Source organism: Bradyrhizobium sp. USDA 4451 (assembly GCF_054822585.1).
The window spans coordinates 4,054,804-4,073,426 of record NZ_JBTRCH010000001.1; the positions used below are offsets into that span (position 1 = coordinate 4,054,804).

An 18,623-nucleotide genomic window follows, 5' to 3' on the forward strand; every position below is an offset into this window, starting at 1 on the left:
GATGAGGGCTTAAGATCATGCGTTTTGAACATCCCGCCACCTTCAATCCGATCGACCAGCTCAAGGTGGTCGGCCATCCGACCAACCGGATCGAGGGGCCGCTGAAGACCACCGGCACTGCGACTTACGCCTATGAGCGGCACGAATTCGAAGCGAACCAGGCTTATGGCTACGTAGTCGGATCGGCGATCGGCAAGGGACGGATCGGCTCGATCGATCTCGAGGCCGCGAAGGCTGCGCCCGGCGTGCTCACCATCGTCACATCGGACAATGCCGGCAAGCTCGGCAAGGGCGAGCGCAACGCGGCGCCGCTGCTCGGCGGGCCGGAGATCGCGCATTACCACCAGGCCGTCGCCATCGTCGTCGCTGGAACCTTCGAGCAGGCGCGCGCCGCCGCGCAACTGGTCCGGATCGACTACGTCAAGGGCGACGGCCGGTTCGATCTTGCCGCGGAGCGCGACAAGGCTGGGACGCCGGATCCGAAGATCGGCGGCCCGGCCGATACCGCCGTCGGCGATTTCGCCGCCGCCTTCGCCGCTGCGCCGGTGCAACTCGACGCCACCTACACCACGCCCGATCAGGGCCACGCGATGATGGAGCCGCACGCGTCGGTCGCGGCGTGGGACGGCGACAAGCTCACGGTCTGGACCTCCAACCAGATGATCGCCTGGGGCGCGGAGGATCTGGCGAAGACGCTTGGCATCCCCAGGGAGAATGTCCGCCTGGTGTCGCCCTATATCGGCGGCGGCTTCGGCGGAAAACTGTTCCTGCGCGCCGACGTGCTGCTCGCAGCACTCGGTGCCCGCGCGGCCGGCCGTCCGGTCAAGGTCGCGCTGCAACGTCCACTGATGTTCAACAACACCACCCATCGTCCCGGCACCATCCAGCGCATCCGCATCGGCGCCGAGCGCGACGGCAAGATCACCGCGATCGGTCATGAAAGCTGGTCCGGCAACGTCAAGGACGGCGAGCCCGAGATGGCGGTGAGCCAGACCCGGCTGCTCTATGCCGGCGCCAACCGGATGACGGCGACGCGGCTCGCCGCGCTCGATCTCCCCGAAGGCAACGCGATGCGCGCGCCGGGAGAAGCCTCCGGCATGATGGCGCTCGAGATCGCGATCGACGAGCTCGCCGATGAGCTCGGCATCGATCCGGTCGCGCTGCGCATCGCCAATGACACCCAGGTTGATCCGGAGCACCCGCAGCGGCACTTTTCGCAGCGGCAGCTCGTGCAGTGCCTGAACGAGGGTGCAGCGCGGTTCGGCTGGAGCAAGCGCAATCCGAAACCGGGCCAGGTTCGCGACGGGCGCTGGCTGGTCGGCATGGGCGTTGCTGCGGCCTTCCGCAACAATCTCGTCACCAAATCGGCGGCCCGCGTCCGCCTCGACCGGCAGGGAAGGGTGACGGTCGAGACCGACATGACCGACATCGGCACCGGCTCCTACACCATCATCGCGCAGACGGCGGCCGAGATGATGGGCGTCCCGCTGGAGCAGGTCGTGGTGCGGCTCGGCGATTCGGATTTTCCGGTGTCGTGCGGCTCGGGCGGGCAGTGGGGCGGCAACAATTCCACCGCCGGCGTCTATGCCGCCTGCACCAAGCTGCGGGAGACCATTGCGCAGAAGCTCGGCTTCAACTCCGCAGAAGCGGTGTTCGCCGACGGCGCGGTCAGCTCGGGCAATCGCACCGTGCCGCTGGCGCAGGGCCGCCGGCGCGGGTGACCTGGTGGCGGAGGATGCCATCGAATATGGCGATCTCGCCAAGACCTACCAGCAATCGACCTTCGGCGCGCATTTCGTCGAGGTCGGCGTCGATGCCGACACGGCGGAGATCCGCGTCCGGCGGATGCTGGCGGTGTGCGCTGCGGGCCGCATCCTCAATCCGAAGGCGGCGCGCAGCCAGGTGATCGGCGCAATGACGATGGGCGTCGGCGCCGCGCTGATGGAGGATCTCGTGGTCGACAAGCGGCACGGCCTGTTCGTCAATCACGACCTCGCCGGCTATGAGGTGCCGGTCCACGCCGACATCCCGCATCAGGACATGATCTTCCTCGACGAGACCGATCCGATCTCGTCGCCGATGAAGGCCAAGGGTGTCGCCGAGCTCGGCATCTGCGGCGTCGCCGCCGCGGTCGCCAATGCGGTCCACAACGCGACCGGCGTGCGGGTGCGCGACTACCCGATCACGCTCGACAAGCTGCTCGCAGGGATGCCGGTCTAGCCGCGTCCGACGAACGAGCCGATGCCGCGGCCGATCGCGGCGCCGTGCTGAAACAATGCGCCGAGATGATCGCCGGGGACCGACATCGCGTACAGGCCGTTCTCTGCGGCAAAGCGCTGCATCGGCGCGTGCGGTCCGTCGTCCTGCCCGTTCCACAGCAGCACCGGAACGCGCGACGACAGCACGGCGTCCCTGGCACCGTCGACCTGGCCGAGCGCATTGAAGCAGGCGCGCACTCCGTCTTCGAGATCGGACGTCACCCATTCGGCGAGCTCCGGCACGGTGCGGCGGGCGAAGGTGATGAAGGCGGCATAAGTCAGCGGGCCGGCATTGCCGCGCGGCAATCCGGTGAGAAAATCCCAGCCGCCGATCGAAAGTGATGCCAGCCGCGCCGGGAAAAACCGGGCAACGCCGACCGCAACCCAGCCGCCCATCGAATGTCCGACCACATGGGCGCGCTCGCCGCCGAGATCGTCGATCACGGCGACGATGTCGCCGGCGCGCTGTTCCTGATCGTAAAGTTCGGGATCGGCGGGCTTGTCGCTCGCGCCGTGTCCGAGCGAGTCGACGCAGACGACGCGAAAGCGATCGGCAAGCGCGTCGACCACGCCGCATTGCTTCCAGCTTGCGGCGTCGAGCAGCAGGCCGTGTTGCAGCACGATCAGCGGCCCGGATCCCTCGACGGTGTAATGGATACGTTGGCCCCGATGATTGGCGAAAGGCATAGATGGAGTTCCCCACGTTTCACCAGAGGTGAGCGTGGAGATGGGCGACTTCAAGGCCCCGTTTAGATCGGGAACCGTTGCCATTGCGCGATCGCGGACGGAACCGCGCTCAGCCGCCCCACACGGCGGCTTCCGTCCATCCGAGCTCCTTGAACTCGGCCGCGCGCAGCGGGGCTTCGCCGGCGGCGAAGAATTCGTCGAGCTGCGGCGGCTTCACCGTGGTTTCGGACAGCATCGCGTGGGCCTGGCCGCGATGATGGATCTGGTGTTGAAACAGATGCATCAACAGGCGGTCGCGCCGGTCGGTCTGCACGGATGTGTCGCGATTGACCTTGACCAATTCGTCGAGCCGCTCAGCCGTCAGCGCATCGCAGTGGGCGATCAGCCGCTGGTCGACCGCGCGCTGCGCGCTCTTCAACGCGGCGACCGCGGGGTAAGGCACTTCGTTCGCCCACGCCTTTGGCCCGAGCCAGCCGCCTTCGAGCGCGTCGACATAGAACAGATCGATGACATGGATGTGGTTCAGCGTCGCCTGCAGGCTCGGGAAGAACCCGGTGCGCGCCGCGGCGAACTCCGCCTGGCTGAGTTCACCGCAGGCCGTCAGCAGGCGATGGTTGGCCCAGGCATTGTTGTAGGCAAAAGCGCGAAAGGTCTGAACCAGGCCTGCTGGCATATCGGTCCTCGCTGATTGACTGTGTCAGGCGGTCGCAGCGGCCAGGCGGCCGACCCGCGATAGTGATCGTGGTGCTTGCGTTGGTGACCTGATCCTCGCATAGCTGGCCCATCGTGGTGCACTTCATCCGAGGACAGCAGCAGATGCAACTGGCAAAGACGGTGATCGACATCGGCCTCTCCTCGAACCATCTCGAGCCGATGCTTCGTTTCTGGCAGCAGGACGCCGGCCTTCGCTTCGACCATGTGCAGCCGATCCGTCGTGGGCAGAAGCAGTACCGACACGACGCGCATGGTTCGGTGATCAAGCTCAATCATCATGTCGAGCCGCTGCCGGATGCGCCGCCGAGCGGCTATCGCGAGCTGATCGTTGCGCGCGAGGGCGTCGCGGCGCCGCAGCGCATGGTCGACCCAGACGGCGCCCGGATTGCCTGGTGGCACCCGGACATGACGGCATCTCGCAGATCGCGGTCCTGATGGCGGTGCGCGACCTTGCCGCGCACCGCAGGTTCTACGGCGAGCTCCTCGGCTTTGCCGAGCAATCGTGGTCGGGCGGCCCGGCGTTTCGCCTTGGCGACAGCCTGATCCTGCTCACGGAAGATCGTGCCGCGACCGTCGATCCGGTCCGGTCGGCGCGCGGCTGGCGCTATATCACGTTGCAGGTCGCCGACATCGACGCGGTGCATCACGCGCTGCGCGCCAAGGGCGTGCGCGAGGGCCTTGCGCCGGTGACGCTCGGCGAGGTCGCACGGATTTCCATGATCCTCGATCCCGACGGCAACTGGATCGAACTGTCCCGCCGCGCGTCGATCGTCGGCAGCCTGACCGACCACAAGGCGCCGCGGCCGGACGCGACTTCAATCTAGCTTGCGGACATTGCCCGCGGGCCGTCGGCGTGGCTGGAGTGTCGGACTTCCCGAGAGCAGAGGTTGTCAGGCCGCTATCAGGCCATTAGCAGCTCTTCTGTTGCAGATGCTGGATGCAGGTACATGTCGTCGAGGCCGTCAGCTTGACGTCATAGTACGGAAAGTTCGCGTTGGCGGGGCTGTTGGTCGAGCAGCGCGGGAACAGGTAATAGCTGTCCGCGAGCGTCAAGGTCCCGCTGATGGTGAAGCCGAGGTGGGGTGTGTAGCCGTACGACACTTCGCCCAGGACAAACGAGACATTGTAGTTCTGTGTCCCGGTGAGCGAAGCAGGCAACGTGATTTTCTGCCCGACCGGCCGTCCCGTGCCGTAGCTCGTTCCATTGTACGATTCGCTCCATTGCACCGTCGCGTTGCCGTTGTTGTCGGTGGAGACGCCGGAAACGGTAATCGTGGTGACCGAGCTGCCGTTGGCGGTTGTTGGATACGGCGCGAGAATCGCGGTCGAAGCGCCGAGGATGTTCTGCAGCTGGGTCGCGCTGACCTGGGTGTTCTGCGAGACCATGTCGGCGACCGAATGAGCGGCCGCGGTGACCTTGACGTTGATGGCCATGCCATTGGCGAGCTCGATGCCGCCGACATAGAGCAGCAGCATGAAAGGCAATATCATGGCGAACTCGATCGCGGCCAGGGCCTCGGTGTCGATCCAGAACTTCCGCACGCGAAATGACGGGGGTCTCATGAAAATCACCTGTTACGAAGACGGCTCGTTCTGGAAGGCGGCGGTCGCCAGGATCAACCGCGTGTTGTTCGGCTGATTTGAAAGATTGAATCCGAGTGGTCCGAGGAAGACCGGCCACAAATACATCACCCGGACCACGACGATGTCTCCGGCGTTGCCCGGATTGAATTGCATGTTGTTGACGTTGCCCTGGCTGTCATACGTCGGAACGAGAGCCGAGGTATCGGCGCTCGACCAGCTGCTCGCGACCCGCACGTCGACGAATATCTTGCTGCAGGTGAACAGGACGGTGACCTGATTGCAGACGGTCTGGTGAAAGGCGGCCTGTGTCGCTTGTGCCGATTGGGTCTGCCCGGTCAGGATTTGGCGGCTCGATTGCTGCACTACGGATTCGAGCAATTCCTGCGCAAAAAAGACGAGAAACGTCTGCAGGATCGCGATAAGGAGCGCGATAAAGGGCGCCGCGACCAGCGCGAACTCGACCGCGGTGGCGCCCCGGCAATCCCTGACGAATCCGGCAGAGCGATATCGATGTTGTCTTGCCAATGCGAGTGTCACGTGGGTCTCGGCGCTTTCTTATTGCGTGAGGCTGGCTGTGCTTGAGGCGACCTTGATGAACAAGTCCGTCAACGCCGTGGAGATGTCGCCGCCGGTTTGAACATCGGAGAAAAGGCCGGGCGAGGCGCATGCTTGCAGGTTCTGCGCGATCTGGCCGGTTGAGGAGGATGGATTGTTGAATTGGGCGATGTGACCCGTGTACCAACTGTCGGTCGGAAGTTGCAGATACTCGGTGTAGAGGATCGCGATCCGGATGCCCCGGTTCTTGATCGTCGTGCACATCGTGGTGTCGAGCGGCTGCTGGCATCGATAGCTGGAGCCCACCGCTTGCAGCGTCGCGTTGGCGTTGCAGGACGAGCTGAGGGCAACGATCTTGTCGTCGACGCCGTCAGTGACGAGGAAGACGACTTCCTGCGGCGTATCTCCCGATTGATTGCTGCCAAGACCGGGGTTGGGCATCAGGTTGTTGACGCTGGTCAGCGCGTTCTCGATGTCCGTGCCGTAGTCGGTGTTGCAGCTTCCCGAGATCACGCAGTTCTGGTGATCGACCGTCATCAGCTGAATGTTTGAGATGGCCTGTCCCGCCGTGGATGGGCTGGTCGGCGACTGCAGCGTGTTGAAGTTGTAGTCGAAGGTGTAGAGGCCTGCCTTGTAGGTGGTGTTGTTCAAGGCCGACATGCATTGCATGACGCCGCCCGACACGCTGGTCTGCGGGCAGTTCGACCACGACACGAGCAGCTGATTGACGGCATTCACCACGAGATCGATGCGCAAGGTGACGCCTTTGTTCCGCGCGATGGTCAGGTTGTCGACGCTCGAGGACTTGGCACCCGAGTCGAGGTTGGGATGCGTCTCGTGGCAGGCGAAGCCGCAGTTCTGCGAAGCCGACGGCTGAGCGGATGTGTAGGAGATGAGGTTGTTGATGTCGGTCTGGGTCGCGCCGATCGCCATCGAGGGCGAGTCGTCGAGCACCAGATAGAAATTCATGTTTGGCGCGCTTGCCGCCTTCGCGGTCGAACTGCCGTTGATCGGCCAGGCCGCACTGCGCAGCAGGGTGCCGAAATTGTTGATCGATGCGGCGCTATACGAGACCGTCACGGTACGTTGCAGGCCGGAGTCGACGATGTTGATCGTCGGTGACGGGGCCGAGGTCAAGCCCGACATGCTGTTGGCGGTCGACGCGAAGACGGCGGCGGCCGCGGCCTTCGCCGTCGAATCCGTTTGCAGCAGCATCGCGGGCCTGACGGCTGCAATGGCGGCTGCGTCCGCCGCGGCATCCAGCTGGTTCTTCTTGCGCAGGGCCTGCGTGTAGTCCGTCGCCATCCCCAGCAGATAGATCAGCGGTACGGTCGCGAGCGCGAAGATGATCGCAACGTTGCCCCGGCGGTCTGTGGCGAAGCGATACAACCCGGAGCGCATCATGAACTTCATCTTCCACTATCGGTTTTAATAAAGCGATTTGCGGCAAACTCTGAGCGGCCGGAGGTATCCGGTGCTGTCAGAAGTTCTGAGGATGAAGCTCTTAAGCAATGCTTACGCACCCATATGAATCTCTATGGGGTCATAAAAATCTTTGCGTCGATGCGTACGAGTGCAAAGCTTTTCGGCATCGGCTTACACGAAACTTACGGTGAGCTGACGCGAGGCTTACTGCGCTGCTGTTTGCGGATATCGATTGATCGCCTCCCCTAGCAACATACTCCGTGTCGTCCCGGCCTAGTGCGCAATTCCGCACGGGAGATATGTGCGTCAACCAAGCGGGCCGAGGACAGCCGTGATGGTGGAAGACTGCCGGCGCGCTATCCCGCCAGCACCGCATCTGCCCCGGTCACCGCCTCGGCGCTCTCCGTCACCGTCTTCTCCAGCGACGGCGCCTGCACGGCGATGTTCTCGGCGAAGAAGCGCGCCAGTGCGACGTAGCGTTGCGGCTCGGCTTCGCCATTGGCCTTGGCGGCGAGCGCCTCGCCGGCGAGCATGCAGCCGCCGAGCGTCGAACCGAACAGCCGCAGATAGGGCGTCGCACCTGCCAGCGCCTCGTTCGGTGCGGAGGCCAGCCGCTCGAGCAGCCATTTGCTGCTGCGTTCCAGCGCGGCGTGGGCGTCGCGGAGCTTGGTGCCCGTGGTGCCGAACGCCGGATCGTTCGAGGTCTCGACCTGCTTGATGGTGATGGCGAGTTCGTCGAGCAGCGCCCACACCGAGGCACCACCATTGGCGCCGAGCTTGCGGGTGACAAGGTCGATCGACTGGATGCCGTTGGTGCCTTCATAGATCGAGGTGATGCGGGCATCGCGATAATGCTGCGCGGCACCGGTCTCCTCGATGAAGCCCATGCCGCCATGGACCTGGACGCCGAGATAGGCGACCTCGTTGCCGATGTCGGTGGAGAAGGCTTTCGCAATCGGGGTCAGCAGGGCGCCGCGCGCAGCGGCCTCGGCGCGGACCTTGGCATCCCCAGCGCGCACCGAGACGTCGAGCGCGACCGCGGTGGCGTAGCAGATCGTGCGCGCCGCCGCCGTCATGCTGCGCATCTGCATCAGCATGCGCTTGACGTCGGGATGCACGATGATCGGATCCATGCCGTCGCCCTTGTGGCCGACGGCCTTGCCCTGCTTGCGCTCCTGCGCATAGGCCAGCGCCTGCTGATAGGCGCGGTCGGCAATGCCGACGCCTTCGAGGCCGACGCCGAGGCGCGCCTGGTTCATCATCGTGAACATGCAGCGCATGCCGGCGTTTTCCTCGCCGATCAGGAAGCCGATCGCGCCGCCCTTGTCGCCCATCGTCATGGTGCAGGTCGGCGAGGCGTGCATGCCGAGCTTGTGCTCGACGCCGGAGGCGTGGATGTCGTTGCGCGCGCCAAGCGAGCCGTCGGCGTTGACCAGGAACTTCGGCACCAGGAACAGCGAGATCCCCTTGGTGCCGGCAGGCGCATCGGGCAATCGTGCGAGCACGAAGTGCACGATGTTGTCCGTCATGTCGTGCTCGCCATAGGTGATGAAGATCTTGGTGCCCTTGATGCGGTAGGTGCCGTCTCCGGCGCGCTCGGCGCGGGTGCGCAGCGCGCCGACGTCGGAGCCGGCATTGGGCTCGGTCAGCTGCATCGTGCCGGTCCATTCGCCGGTGACGAGCTTCTCGAGATAGATCTTTTTCAGCTCGTCGTTGCCATGGGCATCGAGCGCCTCGATCGCGGACAGCGTCAGCAGCGGACAGAGGCCGAAGGCGACGTTCGAGGCGCTCCAGATCTCGGTGCAGGCGGCGTTGATCGCGAGCGGCAGGCCCTGGCCGCCGAACGCTTCCGGCCCCGACACCGCGTTCCATCCGGCGGCGGTCCAGCGCTGATAGGCATCGGGCCAGCCCGGCGCGGTGGTCACCTTGCCGTTGTCGAGCTTGATGCCGTGCTCGTCGCCGACCTTGTTCAGCGGCGCCAGCACATCGGAGGCGAACTTGCCGGCTTCTTCCAGCACCGCAGCGGTAATATCGCCGTCGAAATCGCCGTAGTGGCCGGCCGCCACGGCGGCCGCGAGCCCCGCACCGTGGTTGAGGGACAGCAGGATATCGTTGATCGGCGCACGGTAGGTCATGGCGTTACTCCCGACGAGGCGTTTGGGAATTGTCTTCCCATGAAACCGGCGGCCTCTCAACAGTCCGAGCGGATAGCGCACGGTCTGTTTCGGCCGCCGCGGCGTATCTCTATAATGGAGCCGGCATCACCTTGCGGCTTTCGTGCCTTTTCGACCGTCGCGGTGTTGAAATGGCGGGACTCACCCTATAGACCGACGTGGCCGTCGATCGGCGCGTTGGGGCGTAGCCAAGCGGTAAGGCAGCGGATTTTGATTCCGCCATTCGGAGGTTCGATCCCTCCCGCCCCAGCCAGCAAACAAGCTATTGATTCAGATGGAAGAATCGATTTCTCCCGATCTCGCCCCGGCGCGGGCATTTCGGGGGTCGGATCGGGCCTTCTGTCGGAAACCTGTGCCGCTTTGGTCTCCATGCCAGGGGGCGACAGGCCCCGAGTCGCCCCGAAATGCTTGTCATCAGGCACTCGGACTTTCGACATAACGATGGATGTGACGTGGCGAAGACCAGGAAGACTCGCGCTGCTGCTGGCGTGAGCAAGAAAAGCAAGGGAGCGGCGCGCTCCGGAATCTCATCGTCCTCGCCGCTCGGCATGCTGGCGCTGCATCTGCTGGAGCAATGGAAGAAGTCCGGCCGTGACGGCATCGTGTTCCTTGCGGACAGCGAGAACAGGGCGGAACGTCTCGGCAGCGTGCTGCATTCGCTCGATCCATCGCTCGAGGTGCTGGTATTCCCGCGGCTGAACACCTTGCCGTTCGATGGGCTGGAACCGTCGCGCGAGATCGCCGGCAGACGAAGTTCGGTGTTGCGGCGTCTTGCGAAGAGCAGGAAGCCGGTGTTCCTGGTGTCGACGGCGGAAGCGATCATGGAGCGGCTGCCGCTGCCGGCGAGCTGGGCCCGCCTCAGCATCAGCCTGAAGGTCGGCGCCGTTTATTCCGAGCAGGATCTCAAGGATCGCCTGGAAGCGCTCGGATACGATCTCGACGAAGAGGCGGATTATCCGGGAAGTGTCCTGTTTCACGGCATGACGTTCGAGGTGTTTCCCGCCGGCGCGCTGGGGCCGTTCAGGATCGAGCATTCCGCCGGCGTGATCCGCCGCATCGCCGGCGTCGATCCGGACGAGCACGACGTCGTCTTCGACACGCAGGAGCTGCTGATCGATCCGATGTCCGAACGGATCGCGCTGGGCGGCAAGCGGATACAGCGCGCGGCGCTGCCGGATTATTGTCAGCGCGCGCGCTGGATCGCGGATGCCGCGGTGTCGGGTCATGCCGATAGCTGGCTCGGCACGATCAAGGAGGCGGCCGGCCGCCGCGACGTCGAACGCGAATATCTCGGGCTTGCCGACTGGAAGCGGCTCGCCAAACGCATGAGCGTGCTGCCGCGAAAGGCGGCGTTCACGGCGACGCCCGATTTCTCGAAGCTCGCCTCGTCGCGGAAGGCGCTCCGCGTCTTCGTTGCCGACACCGAGCGCGCCGGGTCGCGGCTGCTGTTCGTCGCGGCGGTCGAGGACGACCTGCGCGCGATGGAGCGCATGAGCGGGATCAAGGCGGAACGCTGCGCCGACTGGAACGAGGCGGCGAAGGGACGGGGCGGCGAAGCGGCCTTGCTGGCCGACTTCGACACCGGCTTCATCGGTTCCGGCCGCAAGCCGCTGGTCGTCGTGACGGCGACCGACGTGCTCGGCAGCCGGGCGCATCATCCGCAGCCGATGGCCAAGGCCTGGGCTGCAGCCTTCGATCATCCCGACGTGCCGGAGCGCGGCGCGGTCGTGGTTCATTTGCAGCGCGGGCTCGCCGTGCTCGACGGCTTGCAGACCTTCGACATGGGCGAGGAATCGGCCAAGGGATCGGCGAAGGGATCATCGCGCGAGATGGTCAGGCTGGCATTCGCGGGCGATGACGCCGTGCTGGTCCCGCCGGCCGATCTTGCGCTGATCTGGCCGTATGCCGCGGAGCTCGGCAGGCTGACATTGGACAAGGCCGATGGCAGCACGTGGTGGGCGCGGCGGACCAAGGCGGAGCAGGAAATCCAGATTGCCGCCAAGGCGCTCGCCAGGCACATCGCGCAGCGGCGCCGCCGTCGCACGCAGAGGCTGGTCGCTCCCGGCCCCGCCTATGAGCGGTTCGTCGCGCGCTTTCCCTATTTCACGACGGTCGATCAGGCGAAGGCCATTCGCGACGTGCTCGATGATCTCGCCTCGGGGCATCCGATGGATCGGGTGGTCTGCGGCGATGTCGGATTTGGCAAGACCGAGGTTGCGTTGCGCGCGGCGGCGGCCGTTGCGCTGTCCGGCAAGCAGGTTGCCATCGTCGTGCCGACCACCGTGCTCGCCAGGCAGCACGTCGCAACGTTCCGCAAGCGGTTCGCGCCGCTTGGCATCGAGGTCGGAAGCCTGTCGCGTGCGACCTCCGCGCAGGACATGCGGGAGACCAAGGAGGGCCTGCGCAGCGGCAAGATGAAGGTCGTGGTCGGCACCCAGGCGATCGCGTCGAAGGACGTGAAGTTCGCCAAGCTCAGTCTGGTCATTGTCGACGAGGAGCAGCATTTCGGCGCCGCGGAGAAGGCGAAGCTGTCGGGCCTCGCAAAGGGCGTCCATACGCTCTGGATGAGCGCCACGCCGATCCCGCGCACGCTTGCGGCGGGGCTTGCGGGATTCAGGGAGCTCAGCGTGATCGCATCGCCGCCGGTTCATCGGCTGCCGGTCGTGACCAAGATCGCGCCGCTCTCGGACGCTGCCATTGCCGCCGCTTTGCTGCGCGAGCAGCGGCGTCACGGGCAAAGCTTCCTGATCTGTCCGCGCATCCAGGATCTGGAGCCGATGCTGGCGCGCGTGCAGGCGACAGCTCCGGAGCTCCGCATCGTTTGCCTGCACGGCAAGCTGCCCGCCGACGAACTCGACGACCGCATGATGAGCTTCGTCGAAGGCGCGGCGGACGTCCTGCTCGCAACCAACATCGTCGAAAGCGGTCTCGACATCCCCCGGGCGAACACCATCGTGGTGTGCTGGCCGGAGAAGTTTGGCCTGGCGCAACTGCACCAGCTCAGAGGGCGGGTGGGCCGCGGCGGCACGCGTGCCTTCGCCTATATGCTGACCGAATCCAGTTCGGAGCAATCCGGCAAGCGCCTCGCGGTTCTGGAGGAGTTCAGCAGACCGGGCGCAGGCTTCGCCATCAGCGAGCGCGATCTGGATCTCAGAGGTGCCGGCGATCTGTTGTCCGAGCGGCAGTCCGGCCATGTGCAGGTGTTCGGGCCGGTGCTCTACAGCCACCTTCTCAAACAGGCATCGGAGAAGACCAGCGACCGGGCCGCCGATCTATGGGTGCCCGATCTCAACCTTCCGCTCGCCGATCTCCTGCCCCGGAGCTACGTGCAATCGGAAGCCATGCGGCTTGAAATCTACGGCCGCGCTGCCAGGTGCCGGAACGAAGACGACCTGGAGGATCTGGAGGAAGAGACCTCGCGCCGCTTCGGCAAGCTGCCCGCGGCCGGCCGGGACTTCTTCGCGGCGGCCAGACTCAGGATCGATTGCAAGCGGCGCGGGATCGTGCGGCTCGACGTCGGGCCTGAGGCTGTCGCCGCGACGTTCCTGCCGGGAAGGCTGCCGAAATCCAAGGCACGATCCAAGGCACATTCCAAGGCACGTTCGCTCCAGCGCGACGGCGATCGGGTCTTCTACTCGGGCAACACGAATGAGCCGCCTTTCGAGCGGATCGAAGATCTGCTGGATATTCTGGACGAGTGATACGCCGGCGCCTTCGTCCGACTCACGCGGGCTGACATCTCACTGACATCGAGCTTCGCTACTGGACAGCTCGCGTGATCCGTCCGCCCTCGTTTGGCCTGCTCCGAGCAATCGGAATGCCCCCTTCCAGGTCCGAGTCGGCGGTATCCGAGGCAGGTTATCTCGTTCAGATGCCGGCTATTTTTGAGCCAAAATAATGAGCAAGGCGGCGGAATCAGCCGTCTCCAGATCGGTGCCGGCCGCCGCTTGCTCCGTAGGATTACGCGTTTTGCACACCGTTCCGCCCGGTGTTGCCCAAACTTGTGCCCGCCAACGGTAACTTAAATATTCCTTTTTTGAATCAGTCACTTGGCCGAACGTCGCTGTTCAAATGCCCGTGATATTTGTGCAACATTTGCCCGAAAACAGCCGCAACTCATCCCAAACTCAGCGGTCTTTTGTTGCGTGATCGGGGGCCTTCTGTCTCATATGGAACTGCGACGGAGGGGGGCATCCCAAGGTCGTCCCGTTTTAGGTGGTTCGCTTAAGTCCCTCGCGTTCATGCGGGTGTGTCCGAAGGCGCGAAGCGACTGAGCGGGGTTTAAGGGACAAAGGGAACCAACCTGAGGGTGTTTTACCCGGCGGATCCGGAACCTTCCCTGAGATAGAGCAACTTGGAGGTTTAACATGAAGATGGTTAAGAGCCTTATCCTCGGCTCGGCGGCGGCTCTCGTCGCGGTCGGCGGAGCTCAGGCGGCCGATCTTCCCGTCAAGGCCAAAGCGGTCGAGTACGTGAAGGTTTGCTCCCTGTATGGTCCCGGTTTCTATTACATCCCGGGCACCGATACCTGTATCAAGCTGGGCGGCTACCTGCGTGTCGACGTCGTGGCGAACACCAACTCGGACCACACCGGTAACTACGGTGGTGCGGGCGGTGCGGGCAACCGTTTCACCAACGGCTACACCTGGCGCTCCCGTGAAGATCTGAACATCGATACGCGCACCGCGACCGAATACGGCGTGGTCCGCACCTTCTTCGATGCGACCTTCAACTGGACCTCGGACAGCTACGCGGGTCAGGGCAACGGTTCGTCCGTCTACTCGGCGATCGGCACGGTTCAGGCGCCGAACAACGCCAACGGCGCTGCGGTTGCGGCCGGTACGGTCGGCGTCTACTACGCCTTCATCCAGTTCGCCGGCTTCACCATCGGTAAGGCGGTCTCGCAGTTCGCGGCTCCCTGGACCAACTACCCGGCCGGCAACACCTTCGACGGTCTCGTCGGCGGCAACAGCACGGTCACCGGTGTGAACCAGTTCAGCTACACCGCGCAGTTCGGCAACGGCGTGTCGCTGTCTCTGTCGGCTCAGGACCAGGTCGCCTATACTCAGGGTGGCGTGCTCAACCTCGGCGCGGCTCCGGGCGCGCTCGGTCCGTACGGCACCAGCGACTATGCCGGCACGATCGCTCCGGACCTGATCGCGGCTCTCCGCGTCGACCAGGCTTGGGGTCTGTTCCAGGCGTCGTTCGCGGCGCATGACAACCACGCGGCCTACTACGGCGGCACCGAGTTGACCGGCCATCCCGACGACAAGTGGGGCTGGGCTGGTGCGTTGGCCCTGTCGATCAAGAACATCCCGACCGGACCCGGCGACACCATCAACATCCAGGGCGTCTACACCAACGGTGCGACCCGGTATAACCTGCAAGAGCTCTCGGGCACTTCCGCCTTTACCGCGTTCAGCGGCACCGGCGTTCCCGGCGCCTACCAGAGCATCGGCTTCGGCTTTGCGCCCGACTCGGTGTTCATCAACGGTGGCTCGCAGCAGCTGATTACGACCTACGGCTTCCGTGGTGCGTACATCCACAACTGGAACCCCTACTGGAACACCAGCATCTACGGTGCTTGGGCCCAGGTTAACTACAACAGCACTGCCAAGAGCTACATCTGCGGCCCGACCGGCAATGGTGTTGGCGGCTCGTTCGGCGCCACCTTCGGCACCGCCGGCCTGACCTCGTGCAACCCGAACTACAGCGTTGCGCAGCTCGGTACCCAGACCCAGTGGACGCCGGTGAAGAACCTGACCTTCTCGGCAGACTTCACCTACACCCGCCTGGATCAGAGCTATGCCGGCACGATCACCTATCCCGGCAGCGCCGCGATCGGCAAGCCGGCCGGCATCTACGAGCTGAAGGATCAGAACACCTACCTGTTCGCCCTCCGCGCTCAGCGCAACTGGTAATACCGGTTGATCCGACTGTGATCTAACAGAGCCCCCGGCGCCAAAACGCCGGGGGTTTTGCTTTGTGCGGCCAGAGCGTTTTCGAGCGAAGCTTGTCCCGGACTTGATCCGGGATGGACACCGGTTCGCGTGAAGAAAACGCATCAAGCAGGAATCCAGAGCTTCGGCTCTGATTCAATCGGGACCGAAGCTCTCTCGCTGCGTTTACGCCGCGAGCATGTCGCGGACCATCGGCACCACCTTGCTGCCGTAGAGCTCGATGCTCTTCATCAGCTTCTCGTGCGGCAGCGGGCCGGCCGAGTATTTCAGCTGGAAGCGCGCCGCGCCGAGCGCCTTCACGGTCGCCGCGATCTTGCGGGCGACGGTTTCCGGCGCGCCGACATAGAGCGAGCCGTGCTCGGCCTCGGAGACGAACTCGTCACGGCCCATCGGCGGCCAGCCGCGCTCCTTGCCGATCCGGTCGCGCATCACCTTGTAGTCCGGCCACAGCTCCTCGCGCGCCTGCGCGTCGGTCTCGGCGACATAGCCCGGCGAATGCACGCCGATCGGCTGCGGCGTCCGGCCGAACTGCTGGTAGGCACGCTGGTGCAGATCGACATAGGGCGCGAAGCGCTTGGGATCGCCGCCGATGATGGCGAGCATCAGCGGCAGGTCGTAATGCGCTGCGCGCACCACCGATTCGGGGCTGCCGCCGACGCCGATCCAGGTCTTCAGCCGGCCGTGCTCGATCGGCGGATAGACCGACTGGCCCTTCAGCGGCGGCCGCAGCTTGCCCTGCCAGGTCACCGGCTCCTGCTTCAACAGCGCGGTGAACAGGTCGAGCTTCTCCTCGAACAGCTCGTTGTACTGCTTGAGGTCGAAGCCGAACAGCGGGAACGATTCGGTGAAGGAGCCACGGCCGAGGATCACTTCGGCACGGCCGTTCGAGACCGCATCGACGGTCGCGAAGCGCTGGAAGACGCGGATCGGATCGTCCGAGCTCAGCACCGTCACCGCGGAGCCAAGCCGGATGTTTTCGGTGCGCGCGGCGATGGCCGCCAGCACGGTCTCGGGAGAGGAGATCGCAAAGTCCGCCCGGTGGTGCTCGCCGAGCCCGATGAAATCGATTCCGAGCTGATCGGCCAGCACCGCCTCGTCGACGACGTTGCGGATCACCTGGGCATGCGACACCGGCACGCCGGCCGACTCCTTGCTGGCCAAGTCCTTGGTGACGTCGCCGAACGTGTCGAGCCCGAATTCGAGAGAGGTCGTCATCACAGAGTCCAGTTGTCGGCATGGCGGAGCATCCGCCACGGGCCACCCATCGCACGCAGGCCGGTAGGTCGTGTTGCTGCGGAGATGTCCGCAAGCCTGCGCTGTGGAGCCTTCGGTTGGAGATGGTGTGGAGGTATGGCTTGTTCGCCGGCCGGCAAGGTCACGCCGCGAAACGCAGCGTTTCCAGCTCGCCCGTATTCCCCAGCCGTGGCGGCGACTGCGACGGTCAGCCCGGGACGACCAGGAAGCCGGCCCGCGGGAAATGCACCACGACCTCGCCGGCGCGCTCGTCGGAGCGGCGGATCGCGATGTGCTGCGCCGACAGCGAGACGATCTCGCCGCGGACCGGGACCTTGCCGTAGTCGTCCGGCATCACGCTGACGATGTCGCCGGGCTTGCGGCCGTTCGGATCCGCGGGGTCGCCGAACACAGGCGATTCCGGCTGCGCTTTCGCCGCGATCTCGAGCGCGTCGGCCGACGACATCTCGGTGCGCGTGCCGTGGCCGATGCCGCGGATGCGCTCTTCCCACGCTGCAACGCGCGGAAAGGCTTTCATGATCTCGCCCATCGTGGCGAGGCTCTGCCGCGCGTACCACACGTTCATGGAGGCGCTGACATCGGCAAGGCTGAACTCGCCGAACAGCCATGGCCTGTTATCGCCGAGCTGCGCCTCGATCCAGTCGAGGTTGGCGCGGAACTGGTCGCGCATCTGCGGCAGCGCTGCGGTCATCGCGGCGACGTCGAACTTGGCGCCGCGCAGCTTCTCGCGATCCGCGATGAAATCCTGCGGGACCTTGTCGCCGATGAAGCCGAACACGAGATTGACCGTGTTCTGGAAGAACGGCCGGTCGGCCCACATGCCGAGCGCCCAGGGCATCCCGGCATTGCCCGCGGGAAACAGCGTCGGCGTCGGATAGCGCCGCTCCAATTCGCGGATGATGATCTGGGTGTCGCAATAGATGTCAGCGCCGATCTGCATCGTCGGGGTGCGGCGATAGCCGCCGGTCATCGGCATCAAATCCGGCCGCGGCATGATCCGGGAAATCCGCACCGAGTTCCAGGCGAGCTTCTTGAATCCGAAGATGATGCGGATCTTCTCGGAGAACGGCGACTGATCGAAATGATGCAGGATCGGTGTCGGCTGCGACATGGCCTTCTCCCGGGATATGGTGCGATCTCGACGAACCTTGTCGCCTAGCCTGACAAGATTTCGGCCGATCGCAACCGATTTTCCCGGGTGAAGAGCGGCGATCCTCGGCCGTCAGAACTGTTCCGCCCAGGGCCGCAGGTCGAGCTCCAGCGTCCAGGCGCTGCGATGCTGATGATGCAGCACCCAATAGGCGTCGGCGATCGCCGCGATGTTGAGCAGGCCATCCGGCCCGCGCTCGTCCTTCAATTGCGGACGCAGGCTCAGCAGCCGGTCGCCGCCGATGCCGCCATCGACCACGACGTGGCCGACGTGAATGCCCTGCGGCCCGAACTCCCGCGCCACGCTCTGCGCCAGCGCGCGCAGCGCGGCCTTGGCGGCGGCGAACGGCGAGTAATTGGCCTTGCCGCGCAGCGAGCCGCTGGCGCCGGTGAACACCAGCGTGCCGCCGCCGCGCGCCAGCAGGGCAGGGATCGCGGCTTGCGCGAGCTGGAAACCGCCGAGCGCATGTTCGCGCCAGTGCTCCTCGAAGCGCTGCTCGCTGACCTTGAGGAACGGCGCGGGCCGGTTCGAGCCCGCATTGTGCACGGCCATCGCCAGTGGCGCGAGCCGTTGCGCCGCCTCGACGAAGCGGGCGACATCGGCCGCGGTGGAGACGTCGCCCACGACATGAGTGACGTTGGCGCCGCTGGCTGCGAGTTCGGCCGCCGTCGCGGCGAGCTTCTCGGCATTGCGTCCGGCGACCGCGACGGGATAGCCGCCGGCGGCAAAGCGGCGCGCGATCGCAGCGCCAAGGCCGTTGGATGCGCCGACGCCCGCGATCAGCACGCTTCCCTGCACCGCGGTCGGCTCGAGGACGGATCGGTCGTTCATGGCTCGCTCCATCAAGCAGCCCGCGGTGCGG

13 protein-coding genes, 1 tRNA gene and 1 pseudogene are annotated in these 18,623 nt (G+C 65.0%); 6 read left to right on the top strand and 9 right to left on the bottom strand.

All coding sequences use genetic code 11. From position 1 onward, the window contains the following. Positions 1–17: 17 nt before the first annotated feature. A pseudogene (paoC, locus tag ACVMB0_RS18765) lies at positions 18–2,220 on the top strand (aldehyde oxidoreductase molybdenum-binding subunit PaoC). Here the strand turns inward: paoC and ACVMB0_RS18770 are convergent. Further along, positions 2,217–2,945 carry an alpha/beta fold hydrolase gene (locus ACVMB0_RS18770; RefSeq protein ID WP_461347244.1) on the bottom strand — a complete coding sequence of 243 codons (729 nt, stop codon included), beginning with the start codon at positions 2,943–2,945 and terminating at the stop codon, positions 2,217–2,219. The pseudogene paoC and the gene ACVMB0_RS18770 sit on opposite strands and share 4 nt — an antisense overlap. A gap of 109 nt (positions 2,946–3,054) precedes the next feature. Further along, positions 3,055–3,618, bottom strand: coding sequence for a DinB family protein (locus tag ACVMB0_RS18775; protein ID WP_461347245.1), 564 nt, complete (start codon positions 3,616–3,618; stop codon positions 3,055–3,057). 143 nt (positions 3,619–3,761) lie between these two features. Here ACVMB0_RS18775 and ACVMB0_RS18780 point away from each other — a divergent pair, with 143 nt between their 5' ends. Further along, positions 3,762–4,094 (top strand): hypothetical protein, encoded by a 333-nt coding sequence (locus ACVMB0_RS18780; RefSeq protein ID WP_461347246.1) that lies wholly within the window; start codon positions 3,762–3,764, stop codon positions 4,092–4,094. Further along, positions 4,052–4,483, top strand: coding sequence for a VOC family protein (locus ACVMB0_RS18785; RefSeq protein WP_461347247.1), 432 nt, complete (start codon positions 4,052–4,054; stop codon positions 4,481–4,483). Before ACVMB0_RS18780 ends, ACVMB0_RS18785 begins: the two co-directional genes overlap by 43 nt. 85 nt (positions 4,484–4,568) lie before the next feature. Here the strand turns inward: ACVMB0_RS18785 and ACVMB0_RS18790 are convergent, their stop codons facing one another. From ACVMB0_RS18790 to ACVMB0_RS18805, 4 genes are all read right to left on the bottom strand, one after another. Further along, the gene (locus ACVMB0_RS18790; RefSeq protein WP_461347248.1) at positions 4,569–5,222 is read right to left on the bottom strand and encodes a TadE/TadG family type IV pilus assembly protein; all 654 of its coding nucleotides are present in this window, start codon (positions 5,220–5,222) and stop codon (positions 4,569–4,571) included. A 12-nt stretch (positions 5,223–5,234) separates the two neighbouring features. Then, on the bottom strand, positions 5,235–5,780 hold the full coding sequence (locus tag ACVMB0_RS18795) for a TadE/TadG family type IV pilus assembly protein (protein ID WP_456756180.1): 546 nt from the start codon (positions 5,778–5,780) through the stop codon (positions 5,235–5,237). Between the two features lie 18 nt (positions 5,781–5,798). Further along, a complete protein-coding gene (locus ACVMB0_RS18800) occupies positions 5,799–7,202 on the bottom strand; it encodes a TadE/TadG family type IV pilus assembly protein (protein WP_461349682.1) in 1,404 nt (467 codons plus the stop codon). Positions 7,203–7,579: 377 nt separating this feature from the next. Continuing rightward, complete coding sequence (locus tag ACVMB0_RS18805) at positions 7,580–9,358, bottom strand: acyl-CoA dehydrogenase (RefSeq protein WP_461347249.1); 1,779 nt, start codon at positions 9,356–9,358, stop codon at positions 7,580–7,582. Between the two features lie 217 nt (positions 9,359–9,575). On the opposite strand from ACVMB0_RS18805, the gene ACVMB0_RS18810 reads away from it, so the two are divergent. From ACVMB0_RS18810 to ACVMB0_RS18820, 3 genes are all read left to right on the top strand, one after another. Then, positions 9,576–9,650 (top strand) — tRNA-Gln (locus ACVMB0_RS18810). Positions 9,651–9,945: 295 nt separating this feature from the next. Next, positions 9,946–13,098, top strand: a complete 3,153-nt coding sequence (locus ACVMB0_RS18815) for a DEAD/DEAH box helicase (RefSeq protein ID WP_461349683.1) — start codon at positions 9,946–9,948, stop codon at positions 13,096–13,098. A gap of 666 nt (positions 13,099–13,764) precedes the next feature. Beyond that, positions 13,765–15,318, top strand: a complete 1,554-nt coding sequence (locus ACVMB0_RS18820) for a porin (protein ID WP_461347250.1) — start codon at positions 13,765–13,767, stop codon at positions 15,316–15,318. Between the two features lie 204 nt (positions 15,319–15,522). On the opposite strand, the gene ACVMB0_RS18825 is transcribed toward ACVMB0_RS18820, so the two are convergent. The 3 genes from ACVMB0_RS18825 to ACVMB0_RS18835 all read right to left on the bottom strand — a co-directional run bounded on the left by ACVMB0_RS18825 (position 15,523) and on the right by ACVMB0_RS18835 (position 18,592). Then, entirely contained in the window at positions 15,523–16,572 is a 1,050-nt protein-coding gene (locus ACVMB0_RS18825) for an LLM class flavin-dependent oxidoreductase (RefSeq protein ID WP_461347251.1), read from the bottom strand. A 226-nt stretch (positions 16,573–16,798) separates the two neighbouring features. Beyond that, on the bottom strand, positions 16,799–17,722 hold the full coding sequence (locus ACVMB0_RS18830; protein WP_461347252.1) for a glutathione S-transferase family protein: 924 nt from the start codon (positions 17,720–17,722) through the stop codon (positions 16,799–16,801). Between the two features lie 111 nt (positions 17,723–17,833). Beyond that, the gene (locus tag ACVMB0_RS18835; protein WP_461347253.1) at positions 17,834–18,592 is read right to left on the bottom strand and encodes an SDR family NAD(P)-dependent oxidoreductase; all 759 of its coding nucleotides are present in this window, start codon (positions 18,590–18,592) and stop codon (positions 17,834–17,836) included. Positions 18,593–18,623 lie beyond the last annotated feature (31 nt).

What these genes read in the sequence shown, in the direction of transcription:
- ACVMB0_RS18770 (WP_461347244.1), bottom strand. Translation starts at nt 2,945, where the DNA reads ATGCCTTTCGCCAATCATCGGGGCCAACGTATCCATTACACCGTCGAG.
- ACVMB0_RS18775 (WP_461347245.1), bottom strand. Translation starts at nt 3,618, where the DNA reads ATGCCAGCAGGCCTGGTTCAGACCTTTCGCGCTTTTGCCTACAACAAT.
- ACVMB0_RS18780 (WP_461347246.1), top strand. Translation starts at nt 3,762, where the DNA reads ATGCAACTGGCAAAGACGGTGATCGACATCGGCCTCTCCTCGAACCAT.
- ACVMB0_RS18790 (WP_461347248.1), bottom strand. Translation starts at nt 5,222, where the DNA reads ATGAGACCCCCGTCATTTCGCGTGCGGAAGTTCTGGATCGACACCGAG.
- ACVMB0_RS18800 (WP_461349682.1), bottom strand. Translation starts at nt 7,202, where the DNA reads ATGATGCGCTCCGGGTTGTATCGCTTCGCCACAGACCGCCGGGGCAAC.
- ACVMB0_RS18805 (WP_461347249.1), bottom strand. Translation starts at nt 9,358, where the DNA reads ATGACCTACCGTGCGCCGATCAACGATATCCTGCTGTCCCTCAACCAC.
- ACVMB0_RS18815 (WP_461349683.1), top strand. Translation starts at nt 9,946, where the DNA reads ATGCTGGCGCTGCATCTGCTGGAGCAATGGAAGAAGTCCGGCCGTGAC.
- ACVMB0_RS18820 (WP_461347250.1), top strand. Translation starts at nt 13,765, where the DNA reads ATGAAGATGGTTAAGAGCCTTATCCTCGGCTCGGCGGCGGCTCTCGTC.
- ACVMB0_RS18825 (WP_461347251.1), bottom strand. Translation starts at nt 16,572, where the DNA reads ATGACGACCTCTCTCGAATTCGGGCTCGACACGTTCGGCGACGTCACC.
- ACVMB0_RS18830 (WP_461347252.1), bottom strand. Translation starts at nt 17,722, where the DNA reads ATGTCGCAGCCGACACCGATCCTGCATCATTTCGATCAGTCGCCGTTC.
- ACVMB0_RS18835 (WP_461347253.1), bottom strand. Translation starts at nt 18,592, where the DNA reads ATGAACGACCGATCCGTCCTCGAGCCGACCGCGGTGCAGGGAAGCGTG.